Origin of the sequence: Borreliella yangtzensis (assembly GCF_014201775.1) — a bacterium.
Classification (GTDB): Bacteria; Spirochaetota; Spirochaetia; order Borreliales; family Borreliaceae; genus Borreliella; species Borreliella yangtzensis.
The window spans coordinates 351,534-367,079 of the sequence record NZ_JACHFG010000002.1; the positions used below are offsets into that span (position 1 = coordinate 351,534).

Below are 15,546 nucleotides of genomic sequence, written 5' to 3' on the forward strand. Positions count from 1 at the left end.
GGGGTTTTTATTTTTCAAGCATATTTTCTCCGTTTTTTCTATGTTCAATTGCTTCAAGTAAGGCTTCTCTTGAAATATTTTTTTCTTCCTTTAAATCAGAGATTGTTCTTGCAATTTTTAGTATTGAATGTGTTGCTCTTGAAGATATGTTGAGTTTGTTTAGAATGTAAATTAAGTCATTTTTTAAGATTGCATTTAATTCACAAAATTTTTCAATGTGATTGGAATTAAGATCAGAGTTTTTATTTATGTTTGTAAAATTTTCGTATCTTGTATTTTGAATGTTTCTTGCTTTTATTATTCTTTTTTTTATTTCGCTTGAACTTTCGCTTGTTTCGCTGAGTAATTTTTCATTATTAATTGCTCTTGTTGGGACTCTAATGTCAATTCTATCAAGCATTGCAGCTCCAAGTTTTTTCCAATAATTTGAAATTTCTTGTTGTGAACAGAAACAATCAGTATTTTTTTTGCCAAGATTTCCACAAGGGCAAAGATTCATTGCAAGCATTAGTTGAAAATTGGCTGGGTATTTGAATAACTTGGAACTTGCTCTTGAGATTGAAATTGATTTGTCTTCAATGGGTTCACGTAAAGATTGTAAGATTGATTTTTTAAATTCCAAAGCTTCATCTAGAAATAATATTCCATTATGGGCAAGAGACACTTCTCCAGGTAAAGGATTTGGACCTCCCCCAATTATTCCTTCTTTACTAGCAGTGTGGTGAGGATTCCTAAAAGGTCTTTGTTTTATTATTTTTCTGTCGATTAATTTTCCCGATATTGACCATATTCTATTTGTTTCTATCAGCTCTTTGTTTGTAAGTGGAGGTAGAATAGATTGAGCGCACTTAATACTAATTGTTTTACCGCTTCCAGGTGGACCAAATAACATTATGTTATGTCCCCCGGCAATTGCTATTTCAATTGCTCTTTTTGCTCTTTGTTGTCCTTTTATATTTTTAAAATCATAATCTAAGATACAATCTTGTTTTATTTTTGGCTGTGGTTTAATATTTGTTATTGGAGGAAGTATATTGTCGTTTAATTGTTCTATTATTTTTATACTTTCTTTTAAATCTTTAACACCCCAAATATTCAAACCGTTTATTAGGCGAGCTTCTTCTAAATTTTCAAAGGGAACTATTGCAAATTTTATTTCTTTTTCTTTGGCAAGAGCAATAGCTGGTAAAACTGCTTTTATTGATCTTATTTTGCCATCTAATTGTAATTCTCCCAATACTAAGATTTCTAAATTTTCATTATTTTTGCTTTCTTGGATTTTAATAATGCTAATAGCAATCGAAAGGTCAAAAGCTGTTCCAAGTTTCTTAATTCCAGCTGGTGCAAGATTTATTAATATTCTATCTTTGAGAAAATGAAAATTTGAATTCTTGATAGCTGATTTTACTCTTTCTCTTGATTCTTTAATTTCGCTTCCAGCAAGCCCTACAATATCAATTCCAGAAATTCCTTTTTTAATATCTATTTCAATCTCAATTAGTTCTCCTTCATATCCGATTGATGAGTGTGAATAGATTTTCATCTAATAATTCTCCTTGAAGGTTTGTAGTTTTCCAAACTATCTTTTAATGATTTGTATGGCAATAAAAAACAATCTTTTCTATTTGTATTTGTAAATGTGTTAAAAATGTTTAAACTTACATCAATTTCGTCTAAATTTGTAAAATCACCGTTTATCACTTTTTGCACTAAGTTTAGGATTTCTGGTTTTGGTTTATTATTGCACAATTTGTTTAAAGCGTTGGCGCTTGCAAGTAAAATCATACATCCAGATGCATGATGTTTAAAATTAAATTTTTCGTTATTTGCTTCTATTGTTTGGAATAAAATTTGATCCCCACATTTAGATTGATGTTTGAATTTTTGGATTGTTTCTGCTTCATTTATTATGTAAGTATTTACTTTACTAAGCTTTATTAGTTTTTTTTTAGTTTCTTCAGCGATCATAATTTAATTTTATTTTCTTTGATTTATTAAATCAATAATAAAAGATATTATGAAAATTTTATGAAAGCTCTTTTATTACTTTTTTTAACCCCAATATGAAAATATCAATTTCTTCTTGTGTATTGTAAAAATAAAAGCTAGCTCTTAAAAGATGCTTTTTATTTAAATTTTCTGGAAAAAATGCTACATAGGAGCAAGTTTTTCCGGCTCTAGTTGCTATTCCCATTGTATCTAAATAGGTTTCAATATCGTGTGAATGAATATTTTTTACTGTAAATGATATTATTGAATTTCTTTTAAGATTTGTATTTAATAAAAACTCGACTTCATCAAGTTCTTGTAATTTTTTTACGCCATATTCGATTAATTGCTGATCATGTTCTAAAATAAAATCCATAGAAATATTATTGATATATTTTATTGCTTCTTTAAGTCCTATAATTCCTGCAATATTTGGGGTTCCCGATTCAAATTTATTAGGAGCATCGAATGATTTAAATTTAATTTTTTTATTTTCTATAAAAATTTCTTCTACAGTATTTCCTCCTAATTTTGAGCTATTAAGCTTTTCAGCCATATTATTTGAAATATATAAAATTCCTATTCCTGTTGGGGCAAGCATTTTATGTCCAGAAAATACCAAAAAGTCACAGCCAATTTTTTTAACATCTATTTTTATATGAGGCGCCATTTGTGCAGCATCTATAAAAAGACTTATATTGTATTTTTTTGCGATTTTCCCAATAGATTCTAAATCATTAATGGTTCCCAAAGTATTGTTTATTCCTGAAATACTGATGAGTTTTGTTTTTTCTGTAATAAGTTTTTCAATTTCTTCGGGGGTAATAATTCCCATTTCATTGAATTTAGCAAACTTAATTGTTAGATTAGATAATTTTGCAAGATTTGCCCATGGCAGCAAATTACTATTATGTTCAAGAGTTGTAAGAATAATCTCATCTTTTTTTTTAAAGTATTTTGAGTAAAAAAATGAGTTTGCGATGGTGTTAATTCCATCTGTAGTTCCAGAGTTAAATATTATATTTTTTGCAGATTCTGCATTAATAAAATTTTTTACAAGTTCTCTTGTTTTTTCTATTGTTATGCTAGATTGAATTGCAAATTTGTGACCGCTTCTATGTACATTTGCGTTATAATTTTCATAATATTCTATGCTAGAGTAAATTACTTTTTTAGGTTTTTGAGAGGTTGCTGCGTTGTCAAAATAAATTATATGTTTGTTGTTAAACTTTTTATTTAAAATAGGAAAATCTTTTCTTAAAAGCTTAACCTTTTCAGCGTTGCTTTGTATTTGTTTAAAGTCCATAATCCTTACAAGTTCCTTTGTTTTAATTTTTAGCTTTAATAATTATATCATTATTTTTTATTTCACAAAAAAATTTAAAATGATTATTAATTAATAATCATTTTTTTAAAATTGTAATTTATTTTTGTATGAATTTTGTTTATTGGCTATGTTTTTTGATTATGATATACTCGTTTATATGAAAGAAGTAATTTATAGGTTTGAAAAAGTTGAAGATTATAAATTGGTTCCTGTTAACAATATTTATGGGAATGTAACTAGCACGGGAGAGATTTTTTGTGATCTTGTTTTCGAGTCTACAGAGATTTCTGAAGAGATTGCTTACACAAAAACCAAAGAAGGTGTTTTAGAAGAGGCTTCAAAAGAATTAAAACGTGGAGAAGAGGGAAAAATAGTATTAATTAACTCTTTTATAGGAATTTCTATTACAAAGACTACTGCCAGAAATATTGCTTATTGGCTTTTAAAAAAAGTTGATGAATTAGAAGATAATGAATAGTAAAACATCTGAAGATAGAATTAAGGTTTATTTATCAAAACTTAGGAAGTATAGAAATAAAATTTTAAGCAAAAAGAGTATTAAAAATATTATTGAAATATCAGGTATTTCTGATAATGATATTGAAAACATGGGACTTCATTTTAAAAGATCTTATGCTCGAGTCAAAAGATTTTTTGATATGGGTAGGGTAGATGTTGCTTTTAGAGAGCTTGAATCTATCTATTTTTATTCTCTTCACGATAAATCAATGTTTAGTTTATTTTTTTTTCTTTTTAAAGAGATTGCTGATAAGGTAAATACTAAAGAATCTAAAAAAAAAATGATTCATGTGAGTTTACAAGCAAAAGAATTTGGAATAAGAAACGATTTAGATTTAATCAACTATTATGAATTTAAGAAATCCAAGAACAGAATATTAATATTAGCTTTGAGTTCTATTTTGATATTTTTTATTTCTTTGATTACTTACAGATCTTTTCAGAGTTTTATTGGTTTAAATGAGAATGGTAAAATGGCTTTAAAAGAAAAGTTCACCCCTTCTTTTACATTACAAGGTCTTCCTCCTATTACTATGGCTGCCGATTTAGTAGTTGAAGCTGTCAATCTTATTTCATATCCCAAAGACTTATATTACATAGAAATAGAGGATGCTAAAGTTTTAGTATTTGAAGATGCTCATTTGTATCAGCTTAAAGCGGGGGTTGTTTCAACAATGCATCCTGTTAAAAAGATTTCTTATAGAGTTACAGTTTATGATGATCTTGGCAAATCTGTGTTTAGCCAGGTTTTTGACAAAGAAAGTGATTTTGCTCCAAAATGGGGTAAAAATGTTTATATTCCAATTGATGTTATATCAAGCATACCAAGAGCTATTGATGTTAATCCTAAAAAAATAGTATTAGATATTATTGAGATTGATTTTTTTGAGAATGTTGATGATAAAATTGGTGTAAATCTTGACTCAGATTCTTTTATATTAAAATTTAAATATATTGGAAGTTATTTTAAAGAATCTTTTGGGATTTGTAAGGCGAATACTGTGATAGAAGTTTTCAATTCTTCAAAAGATGTTATTAAAAATTTGGAGATTGAAATTAGTTATATTGATAAGGAAGATAAAATTATTAGATCTTTGAGACGTAAATTAATCTCTTCTGCGAATTCTTTTTTAAAATCTAAATCTAAACAGAGTTTCACAATTAGTACGATTTTTCCAAATGAGATTTATCCTACTATTGAAAAGGATTTTTCATTTATTAAAATTCATAATGTTCTGATTAAATAAGAGCTTTAAACTATCTTAAAATTTCTTTTTCTTTTAAATTTGAAATAATACTAAGCGGAATCAGTGTGGTTAGAATGGTTATTAACATATATAAGCTAAGAAGTATTAAGTTAAAGTTCATGTTTAAATTTATTTGAAATTCTGATACGTAGTATTCTGAGTTTAATATTTCAGAATTTTCTTCTCCAAATATTTTTAAAAATAGGTTTAAAATATTGTCAACAAAGTTTATTAAATAAGATATTTTAAGTATTAAATAATTTCCAATTATTATTCCAATTCCACAAAAGGTGGCACTTAATGTGAGCGATATCAAAAGAAATATTATTTTTATGCTTAAATTATTCATTCCAATTGATTTTAGTATTGCAATTTTCTTTTTATTTTCAAAAATAAGCATTGAAAGAGACGAAGACATATTGATGCTGGCAAATATTATAATCAAAGCCATAATGAATATTAAAAGTTTTTTACTTATATCCAGATTATTATATTTATTTAAGTAAAGTTCATAGAATGTTTTTGTTTGAAATTCTTGAAATTCAATTTCTAAATTCTGTTTCAAAATTTCATTGGTTTTTATGGAATTGGGTTTTGTTTTAAGTCCAATTATGCTTTTTGAAAACTTTTTTGACATTAAATTTTCATTTTCAAAAGAAATTAACACCAAATTATTATCAATATCTTTTAGCCCGGTTTCAATTATTCCTGAGATATTAAACTTTTTTATTCTGGGCATTATTTTAGTGTTTTTTGTATTTGGAATCAAAATCTCAATTTTTTCATTGAGATTTAAATTAAGTTTATTTTTTATTTGATTTGAAATGAGTATAGAATCCTTTTTTAAATTTTTAGTTCCTTTTATTAATTTTATTGATTTGTTTTCCAATATGAATTCGTTTTCTATTGCTCTTATTAATACACCTTGTTTTTTATTATTTCCAATAATTCCATAAGTTCTTTTTTCAAAAAAATAATTTAAATCTTTATAATTATATTTTTTTTTAAATGAGTTTAACCTGTCTTTTAGGTAATTAGTTTTATTTGTATCGTTGTATTCTATTTGTATAGAAAATCCTTCGCTTTCAATATATTTATTAATAGTAGAAGTCATAATATTGCTAGACATATAGTAGACAATAATTAATGGGATCATAACTAAGCTTAATGATATTCCAGAACCTATTAAAGCTATTTTATTTGTTGAATTTTTAAAAATTGTATAAGCAATTTTTGTAAATTTTGTTAGTTTTAGAAGCATCATAGTTTTTTTAATGTCCTATCTTTGAATTCATATTTTGAATCCGCCTTGTTTGCAAATTTGGGGTTATGACTAACTAGTATTAATGTTTTTTTAAAATTCTTTGCTGTATTTATAAGTAAATTTTCTACAGTTTTAGCTGTGCTTAAGTCTAAATTCCCTGTAGGCTCATCACACAAGATTATGTTAGGTTCATTGATTAACGCTCTAGCAATAGCAACCCTTTGTGATTCGCCTCCTGAGAGTTCTGAAGGGTAATGGTTTGCTCTGTTTTCTATTTTTAGTATTTTCATTAAATCTAAAGCTTTTTTATTTATTGTTTCTTTTGTTTCTTGACCTGAGATAATTTTGGGTAAAATTATATTTTCAATTACACTGAATTCATTTATTAAATTATAGTTTTGAAATACTAAGCCTATTTGTCTGTTTTTATATAAACTTAATATTTTTTCATTTGCATTTTTCAAAGATATTCCACACGATATTATCTCTCCAGAATCTATTTTATCAATTCCTGAAATCATATTAAAAAGAGTTGATTTCCCGCAACCACTTTTTCCTTGAATTGAAATAAATTCACCTTTTGTTACAGTTAAGTTTAAGTTTTCTATTACTTGAATTGTTGTTTTATTTTTTTTGTATGCTTTGCAAAGATTTTTTATAATTAATATATTTCCCATTTTACGATCCATTTATAGTTTCAATGTTTTTTTGATTTCCAATTTTTTTTGTTGCTTTCATGCTTGAATATGTTGTGGAAAAGCATGCAAAGCAGAAAGTAAATGCTAAATCGCTTAAAAATAATTTAGGGGTAATTATATTTTTTACTATTTGTATTTTAATACCATCTATTTCTAAGGCCAATATTTGATTTAAAAAATTTATTAAAGTGTTTACCAGATTGTCAATTATTTTTAAAATTTCATTTATATTTAAGGAAATTGAAATTCCTAATATCAAGCCAAGAAGCCCCCCTATAGTGCAGATTATTACCGAGTGAATAAAAAAAATTTGTTTTATTTTTTTTATTCTAAGTCCCATAGCTAATAGTATTAAAATAGCTTTATTTTTATTTATTATTATTCTTTTTTGTAGATAATATGCATTAACGGCAATAACAATGAAAATACTTGTTAAGATAATTAACATTGTATTTCGTTCTATTTTCAATGCTTTATAGAATTCTTTATTGTATTCATTCCAAGTTTTTACTTTAATTTTTGGATTAATGTTTTTGATCTTTGTAATTAATTTGTTACTTGGATTTAAATTTTTTGTTTTTATTTGGTAATTAATGCTAGAATTATGTAAAAGTTTATTTTTAATAAAATAGTCTATATTCATAAAAATTAAAGTTTCATTTATTTTTGCATAATTACTTTTGAAAATTGATTTTATTTTAAATTTTTTTATATCATTTTTTAATGAAATAATGTTTTTTATTTCATCGGTTATTATTAATTCTAGGGTGTCATTTTCTAATAAGTTGAAATTGTAGGAGAGTATATTTCCAATAATGATCTCATTGTTTTTGAGATCCAATTCGGCTTTTTCAAGTCCTGTAAATGAAATAAAATTTTGATCTTTCTTGAGGTCTGTAATATCAACTGCAAGGATATTTAAAATAGTGGGATAGTAATAATTTTGAATCCCAATGCCTTGCGTTTCGTATATTTTATTTATATGTTTTATTCCTTCAATATTTTTAATTTTTTCGATTTCTTCTTGGGTAAGTTCGTTTTCTATTTTTAAATTTCCACTTTCTACATTTGTAATGCTAAGAAAAAAGTCATTTTGAAAACCATTCATGATTGATATTGTTAGGATAATTATTATTTCACCTAAGGCAATACTTAATATTATTACAATTGTTAGGGCTAGGCTATTTTTTTCTTCTAGTATTAATTTTTTAAGCAAAAAATTTCTTATATTCATTTAATTTGTCCCTATTGGTTTTTCTTCGATGACTTTTCCATTTTTGTGTTTTACTCTAAGAGCGGGTTTTTTATTGTAGTAAATTTCTTCTTCATATTCATTATCATTGTGGTATTCGGTTTTTAGATAAATTATATCGTTTTCATAAATTTTTTTGCTTTTTAATTGGTTGTCTTGGTTGTATTCGTATTCAATTTTAGTATTGGTGTATTGGTCTTTATCCTTTTCTTTAGTATTTTGAAAAATTATCATATCAGATGAATTGTATTGAAAATCATTTGTTTTTATAAGTTCATTATTCTTATATGTTTCTTCTTTAATTATATTGTTTTCTTGATAGGTAGATATGATTTTTGTATTTTCTTCTTCAAAGATATTTACTGTTTTTTGTTCATCTAGATATTGGGTTTTTTCTTTGGATTTTATTTTATTATTAACAATTATTATACTGTTTGAATTTCTTTTTTTGTCACCATATTTTATTACTTTTGTTGTTGATTTTTTGATGTCAAAATATGTAGATTTTATGTCGCCATTAATCCCATAGTTCCAAATTTGAAAATTTGATCCTGTTATTTTTAGTAATTTACCATTTTCGTCTTTAGAATAATATATTAATTTTGGTTTTTGGTTTATTGTTTTTAAGTTTTTGTATATTAAGTTGTCGTTTTCATAAAAGTAATTTGCTGTTTCAAGAATTTTTCCTTTGTTATCATATTCAATTTCTTGTATTTTGTTATATGAATTGTCGTAAACCTCTTCTTTTCTTTTTATATCTTTTGTATCGTAATATGTAATTTTTCTTATGTTTTCTATGATTTGAATTGTCTTGTATTTGATTAAATCAGTTTCTTTATATAAGTAGAGTTTTTCGGTATCAGGAGTAGAATAATACTCAATGTAAAACCCCGTTTTTGGTTTTTCGCTTAATTTTTGGTATTTATTGAAAAATGCATCAGATGCAAAATAGCTTTTTGCATAAATAATTTGTGGTATAAATAAAAGAAGTAGTAATTGTTTTTTTTTCATAGTAATTTATTAAGATATTCATTGATATCAAATTCTTTAATGTCTTCTAGTTTTTCTCCAAATGTAGTAAAGTATATAGGCTTTTCAAGAATTTTTGAAATATTGATTAGTGCACCTGCTCTGGAGGATGAATCAAGTTTAGTGATTATTATTCCGTCTATTTCTATTGCGTTATTAAAAATTTCTGCTTGACTGTTTGTATTTTTCCCAATAGTAGAATCGATTACAAGTATTTTTTGATAATTGATGTTGGTGTTTTTTATTTGCTTTAATATTACATTGTTTATTTTTTGAAGTTCTTTTATTAAATTTTCTTTATTTTGCAATCTTCCAGCTGTGTCAATAATTAGTGCATCGTAATTTTTAAGTTTAGCGCTTGATATGCTATCGAATATGACAGCTGATGGATCGCTTCCTTGGTTTTGGGATATTATTCTGATTCCGATTTGTTTTCCATAAATTTTCATTTGTTCAATTGCAGCTGCTCTGAATGTATCAGCAGCTGATATTAATATATTTTTGCCTTCATTTTTTAATTTATTTGCAAGTTTTGCTATGCTTGATGTTTTCCCAATTCCATTTATGCCAACTATTAACAAAATGTTTAATTTGTTATTTTCTAGAGTGAATTTTTTTGTGTTAATATAATTGCTTAAAAGTTCTTTTAGTTTTTCAATAATAGTTTTTTCGGTTTTATTTTTTTCTTTTGTTAATTTGCTTATTATTTCTATTACAATTTCATTATTGATGTCTGATTCTAATAGAATGTCTTCTAAATTTTCAATAACATTTTCTTGTTGATTACTTTTAAATAAATTTTTTATTTTTTCTAAAATGCCCAAAAGTTTGTTCTCCTAGTTTATTAATTGTAAATCTATTCTCCCAGATTTGCTTCTTTAATATATTCTACTAAATGAGTTATTAATGAAATAAAGCTACCAATAGTTAAGGTGATGCCTGCTCCAAATAGAAATGTTGCAGTCATTTGTTCTGCTTTTGCAATATAAACATCTTCAGCCGCTAATTTTTTATTGATAAAGTGATTTCCAGTTATTTTATAAAGTGCGTCTGAATTGTTGAGTAATGTTCCAGCAAAAATGGTTCCTATTGTGCTTAATGTGAAAATAGCCAGATTGACATAAAACTTATCTCTTACATTGCTAAGTCCATTTTTGCTGGTTTTTATCATTTCTATATCTACTTGATCTTCTTCTTTATTTATTAGTTTAAATCTATCTTTATATCCGTTAGATTTAAGCAAAATGATGTCTTGATTTTCTGGTTTTTCAATTTCAATTGGGGTTTCTCCTATAAATATACCTTTTTTAAAAACTTTAGATTTTACATTGCTTGTAATTGCTACTTTCTTAGAGATTGTTCTTTTTAAGTCAATATTTAATATTATTGAATCTGCATTTTTAACCTTTTTTTTAATAGAGTAATTTTCAAAATTTGTACTTGTAATTTGTATTTCAATTTCTTTGTTTGAGATTTTAGAAATGTCAAAAATATTATCGTAATAGATTCCTTTTGAAACAAATTTTTCATTTATATATATTTTTGCATCTGGGTTGTTTTTGATGTTAATATTGATTTTTAAAAATTCTCTACCCAATATTTCTTTTAAACTGTGTTTTGTTATTTTATCTGCAATTTCATTAATAGAAGATGATGTTTTAAATACCGCTTTTTCAGTTTCAATTTTTTCAGGGGTGACATTGCTAATTTCTAGTAAATAATAATTTTCTATTTTTTTCAGGTCAATATAGTTAATAAAAAATAATTCTTCTCTTATGAAAAATTCTTTATTTAAATTTGAGATGTTTGTTTGGTCTTCAATTTTTTTGTATTTTGCTTTTAGTTTGTTTAAATTATTGAAATGTTCTGCAATTTTTTTTTGTTTGTTGTTAATATTTTGAATGTCTTTTTTAAGCTCATCAATTTTGGTTTTTGTTTGATGCTTTTCTTTTGCAGTTATTATATTTTGAAGTTTTTTTTTATCCATTTCTTTTTTTAATTTACTAATTTCAAGTTCTGTTTTTATTATATCTTGATTTATATAAATATCTTCAATGATATTCTTGTCATTATTGTTTACAATATGTTCTGTTATTTTGCCGTAGACTTTGTCCAATTGTTTTTCAATTCCTTTTTTAAGGTCAATATTTTCTGTTTTTGTATTAATGATATATGAAAAGTTGTAAATTATATTGCTTTGAGAATTTATTTTGTGTATTGTAAATATTAGTAAGGGTATTACTAGTGTTAATTTAAGCTTTTCCATTTTAAATACTCTTCTATGAAATTGTCTATATTGCCGTCCATAACCGAAGTGGTGTTTGAATTTTCAAATTTTGTTCTGTGATCTTTTACCAAATTGTAAGGTTGAAATATATAAGATCTTATTTGGTTTCCCCAAGAAATTTCTTTTTTTGTGTCTTGATTGGATTTGTTTTTTTCGTCTTCTTTAGTCTTATAGTATTCGTAAAGTCTTGATTTTAAAACTTTCATTGCCATTTCTTTGTTTTTGTGTTGACTTCGGTCGCTTTGAGATTGAGTTACTATTCCTGTTTCAATGTGAGTTATTCTTACAGCAGATGATGTTTTGTTGACATGTTGTCCTCCAGCTCCCGATGCTCTATATGTATCTATTCTTATATCTTCTGGTTTGATTATTATTTCTATTTTTTCATCAATAACAGGGTCGACAAATACTGATGCAAAAGAAGTATGTCTTTTTTTAGCAGCATCAAACGGAGAAATTCTTATAAGACGATGTATTCCGACTTCACTTTTTAAAAGTCCGTAAGCATATTCACCTTTGATTTCTATTGTAACAGACTTTATTCCACCTTCTGCTTCAAGCAAATCGATAAGTTCTGTTTTATATTTTTTCCTTTCAGCATATCTTGAATACATTCTGTAAAGCATTGCAACCCAGTCGCATGCTTCAGTGCCTCCAGCACCAGAATGAATAGTTAAAAACGCGCCGTTTGCATCAAGCTCTTCTTTAAAGTAAGAAATTGTGAGCAAATCTTTGTACTGTTTTTCAAGTACATTAAATTCTATTTCTAAGCTATTAATATCTTTTTCGTTTTCAATAATTTCGTACAGATCGCTTAAATCTTTAATTTTGTTGATTAACTCTTCCCACGGATCAATTTTGTTTCTTAGGATACTTTGAGCTTTAATAACTTCTTGGGCTCTTTTAGGATTATCCCAAAAATTTTTCTGACTTATTTCTTTTTCATATTTTTCAATTTTAGCTTGAATTTCCTTTTTGTCAAAGCTTCCTCCAAATGCCATCGGCTTGTTTAAACAATGTATTTATTTTTTCTTTCATTTTTATTTCTCACTATTATTGATTGTGTATTAATATAATTATATTTGGAATTAAAGATAAAATAAACATTATAAAAAAATATATTGGTTCGTTTTCTAATATTTTGATTTTAGGGTTTTTATCAAAGTTTTTTTTAATCGATGTTATTGAGATTAAAGCTATTAGTATGCCAAGTGCAGACAGAATAATCATTTCTAATCCTTCAAAAAATCCGTTGTTCTTGTCAAGTGCAAAAAATGTTATTGCAATTAAGCTGGTATTCGAAAGCATGAAATCGTTTGAATAATTTGATTTTTTATTGTAAATAATAAGAATATCATTTAATACTTTGAATGATAATATCAGCACGTAAATTAAAATTACATAAAAAATTGGCATTAAGAACAATAAATTGTTCCTTTCAATCAGTTTATAAATATAAAATGATATTGAATATATTAATAAAGAAGCAATTGTTATTATGATGTATTTTTTTATTAAGATTGCATTATTTTTTATTTTTATATCCTCAAATCCAACGAAGTGTATTAAAGTTAAGTTGTTAATAATTAAGTATGTAATCAAATTATTAGTCATAATTTTATTATATCCTTTTCATTCTCGAAAGGAATTTTAAGTGCTTGTTTTTTATTTGTTTTTAAAAAATGCATTATTGTTTTAATTTTTAAGGTTAAACTGTATTTTTTTATTAAATTTGAGCTTACTTGTAAGATAAAAATAGATATTATGACTGATAAAGTTTCAAAAGGAATATAGCTTAATGTTAAAAAGTATATAGATGCCAATAGTGATCCGTAAAGTATTTGCTCAAATTTGAAGTGAGGTGTTATTTGTACTTCTGTTGCTATTGTAAATATTAAGAGCATCGGTATTGGAGAAATAAGTAATGTCAACATATCTGAACTGATGTGGCTTAGTATTCCTATATTATGTGCTATGTATGAGATTGTCATTAAGCTTATATAAAATGACAATGGTATTAATTTATTAATTATATATTTACCAACTATTAATAAGAGTCCAAAATAAAGTAAGATAGGAGATATTTTTTTTTCATTGTTAACTCCCAAGAGACTTTCAATATGAAATCTTGTAACAATTATGTTGAAAACGGAAAAAATTTTTTTATTTACAAAATTTTCAATTGCATCTATTTTTTTATTTTCATATCTTGTTAAGGTATTCAAACTTTTTAAATTTTTTATGCTTGGATTTGTTTTAATTATTTCGTTCCAGGTTGGAATTATTGATATTGAGTTTTTAAGCCCTTCTTGATAAGTTTGCTTAAAACTTATTGGAAAATTTAATACAAAAAACATAAAAGAAATTAGTATGGGATTTGCTAAAAATGCTGATAGCCTTAAAAAGTAAAAAAATACTAAAAAAGAAAATAATAAGGCGGTTATTTTTAGAGTAATTTCTAAATTTAAAGGCAATATAATGCTTATTATTAAGGCATTGTAAACAAAAAAAGATAAACATTTGTAGTTAATTTTTAGCATTATTGGTATATAGATTGCTATGCTAATAAATATTAACAGCAAAGTGTCTGTCATGAATTTTGTGTTGTTTAGGAAAGAAAATATTAAACTGGGCAATAATGATAATATGATAGTAAAGTATATGTCTTTTAAGTTGTTTTCAGTATATATTATCCCATTTATTAAACTTTCATTTAGAATTTTGCTTTTAATTTCTTTTTTAACTTTATGTATTTCTTCTTCTACTTCTTTATCTGTATATTTAAATATTTTTAATTTATTGTTAGCATCTATTTTTTTATTCTTTAAGTATGAAAAAATAATATTTTCCATTTGCAATGGTGAAAAACTGGGTATAAATAATTCTCTAATTTTGTCATATATCGACTTTTTCTTTAATATGGTGATACTATAAATATCTCTTGTTATTGGTATGTTCAATGTTTTGATTTTTATTTGATTGGCTGGGTTGTTTAAGAAAATTTCATATTTTTTTGTATCAATTTTTTCGTTTATTATTTGACTGAAAGAGGTCCCAATTTTTACTTTCAGTATTCTGCTTTTTATTTTTTTATTTCCATTTATGGCTACAAATTTTTCTTTATAAGGATTGTCATTTTTTATAGCAAGATTTGTGTTATATAGATCTTCAATATTTACTAATAAAATATTATTGTGGGGATTTATATCATCTTTTGTATTTTTACTATTGTATAAAAAGTGCATTATCATTTCGTGATTTGTATAAGGATATGCATTTTTTAAAGATTTAATTTGTATTTTTCTGTTTTTAAAAATTTTTAATTTTTCCAATTCTTTTTTCAGTTCGTCTTTATTTGATATTATTGTTATTTCTTTGAATTTAAATATTTTGTCGATTATTTGGAATCCTGAAAGAATTTCTTCTAATTTTTCTGCTATCAATGTTTCTGAAATATTTGTAAACGCATCTTTTCCATTTGTTAATAAAATCATTTTGTCTATTTTTTTACATTTGTTTATGAATTGAAATAAAGAATTTTCGTTAAACCAAGGGATTCCCAGTTGAATTAATTTTTCCAGGGTTTTTTCTCTTGAAATTTCATCTTCAATTGAGGTTTTTTCGGTTTTTATTTTTCCTTGAAATTTGATTAATGCGGATTTTAATTTTTTTCCATCTGGAAAGTTGGCTGTGTATATTTTTTCTACTATTCCAGATATTGGAGAGTATGTGTACAGTTCTATGTTTGAATTTTTTGATAAAATTTGATTTTCTTCTATTTTTTGTTTTTCAATTATGTATATTATGGATTTTGAATTTTCTACTTCAAGGGGTATTAATGCATATTCAGGTATTTGAATCTCATCAATGCTTAGTTCATATTTATTATATTTTTTAAAAATTGTTTTTACTTTTTTTAAGTCTGACATTAGTT

14 protein-coding genes are annotated in these 15,546 nt (G+C 25.0%); 2 read left to right on the plus strand and 12 right to left on the minus strand.

Going from position 1 to position 15,546, the window contains the following annotated elements:
- Positions 1 to 7: 7 nt before the first annotated feature.
- The 3 genes from HNP68_RS03850 to HNP68_RS03860 are packed head-to-tail and all read right to left on the minus strand — an operon-like array spanning position 8 to position 3,295.
- On the minus strand, positions 8 to 1,543 hold the full coding sequence (locus HNP68_RS03850; protein ID WP_183220643.1) for a YifB family Mg chelatase-like AAA ATPase: 1,536 nt from the start codon (positions 1,541 to 1,543) through the stop codon (positions 8 to 10).
- Positions 1,540 to 1,968, minus strand: a complete 429-nt coding sequence (locus HNP68_RS03855) for an iron-sulfur cluster assembly scaffold protein (RefSeq protein ID WP_183220645.1) — start codon at positions 1,966 to 1,968, stop codon at positions 1,540 to 1,542. The genes HNP68_RS03850 and HNP68_RS03855 overlap by 4 nt, the downstream gene beginning before the upstream one ends.
- 58 nt (positions 1,969 to 2,026) lie before the next feature.
- Positions 2,027 to 3,295: a cysteine desulfurase gene (locus tag HNP68_RS03860; RefSeq protein ID WP_183220647.1), complete on the minus strand. Its 1,269-nt coding sequence runs from the start codon at positions 3,293 to 3,295 to the stop codon at positions 2,027 to 2,029.
- A gap of 178 nt (positions 3,296 to 3,473) precedes the next feature.
- Between HNP68_RS03860 and HNP68_RS03865 the strand changes: the two genes are divergently transcribed.
- On the plus strand, positions 3,474 to 3,794 hold the full coding sequence (locus HNP68_RS03865) for a hypothetical protein (protein ID WP_040351356.1): 321 nt from the start codon (positions 3,474 to 3,476) through the stop codon (positions 3,792 to 3,794).
- Positions 3,784 to 5,082, plus strand: a complete 1,299-nt coding sequence (locus tag HNP68_RS03870) for a hypothetical protein (protein ID WP_183220828.1) — start codon at positions 3,784 to 3,786, stop codon at positions 5,080 to 5,082. The genes HNP68_RS03865 and HNP68_RS03870 overlap by 11 nt, the downstream gene beginning before the upstream one ends.
- A gap of 10 nt (positions 5,083 to 5,092) precedes the next feature.
- On the opposite strand, the gene HNP68_RS03875 is transcribed toward HNP68_RS03870, so the two are convergent.
- From HNP68_RS03875 to HNP68_RS03915, 9 genes are all read right to left on the minus strand, one after another.
- Positions 5,093 to 6,346: an ABC transporter permease gene (locus HNP68_RS03875; RefSeq protein ID WP_419095428.1), complete on the minus strand. Its 1,254-nt coding sequence runs from the start codon at positions 6,344 to 6,346 to the stop codon at positions 5,093 to 5,095.
- Positions 6,343 to 7,023, minus strand: a complete 681-nt coding sequence (locus HNP68_RS03880; protein WP_183220649.1) for an ABC transporter ATP-binding protein — start codon at positions 7,021 to 7,023, stop codon at positions 6,343 to 6,345. Before HNP68_RS03880 ends, HNP68_RS03875 begins: the two co-directional genes overlap by 4 nt.
- Before the next feature lies 1 nt (position 7,024).
- Positions 7,025 to 8,278 (minus strand): ABC transporter permease, encoded by a 1,254-nt coding sequence (locus tag HNP68_RS03885; protein WP_183220651.1) that lies wholly within the window; start codon positions 8,276 to 8,278, stop codon positions 7,025 to 7,027.
- The gene (locus tag HNP68_RS03890; protein ID WP_183220653.1) at positions 8,279 to 9,307 is read right to left on the minus strand and encodes a hypothetical protein; all 1,029 of its coding nucleotides are present in this window, start codon (positions 9,305 to 9,307) and stop codon (positions 8,279 to 8,281) included.
- Positions 9,304 to 10,149: a signal recognition particle-docking protein FtsY gene (gene ftsY / locus HNP68_RS03895; RefSeq protein WP_183220655.1), complete on the minus strand. Its 846-nt coding sequence runs from the start codon at positions 10,147 to 10,149 to the stop codon at positions 9,304 to 9,306. The genes HNP68_RS03890 and ftsY overlap by 4 nt, the downstream gene beginning before the upstream one ends.
- A gap of 32 nt (positions 10,150 to 10,181) precedes the next feature.
- Entirely contained in the window at positions 10,182 to 11,591 is a 1,410-nt protein-coding gene (locus tag HNP68_RS03900; RefSeq protein ID WP_183220657.1) for a hypothetical protein, read from the minus strand.
- Positions 11,573 to 12,650 (minus strand): peptide chain release factor 2 gene (prfB, locus tag HNP68_RS03905; protein ID WP_235684931.1). Its coding sequence is split into 2 segments (ribosomal slippage): positions 11,573 to 12,592 and positions 12,594 to 12,650, totalling 1,077 coding nucleotides; the frame shifts between segments, so codons are not numbered across the junction. Before prfB ends, HNP68_RS03900 begins: the two co-directional genes overlap by 19 nt.
- Before the next feature lie 15 nt (positions 12,651 to 12,665).
- Entirely contained in the window at positions 12,666 to 13,226 is a 561-nt protein-coding gene (locus HNP68_RS03910) for a hypothetical protein (protein ID WP_183220661.1), read from the minus strand.
- Complete coding sequence (locus HNP68_RS03915; RefSeq protein WP_183220663.1) at positions 13,223 to 15,541, minus strand: RnfABCDGE type electron transport complex subunit D; 2,319 nt, start codon at positions 15,539 to 15,541, stop codon at positions 13,223 to 13,225. The genes HNP68_RS03910 and HNP68_RS03915 overlap by 4 nt, the downstream gene beginning before the upstream one ends.
- Positions 15,542 to 15,546 lie beyond the last annotated feature (5 nt).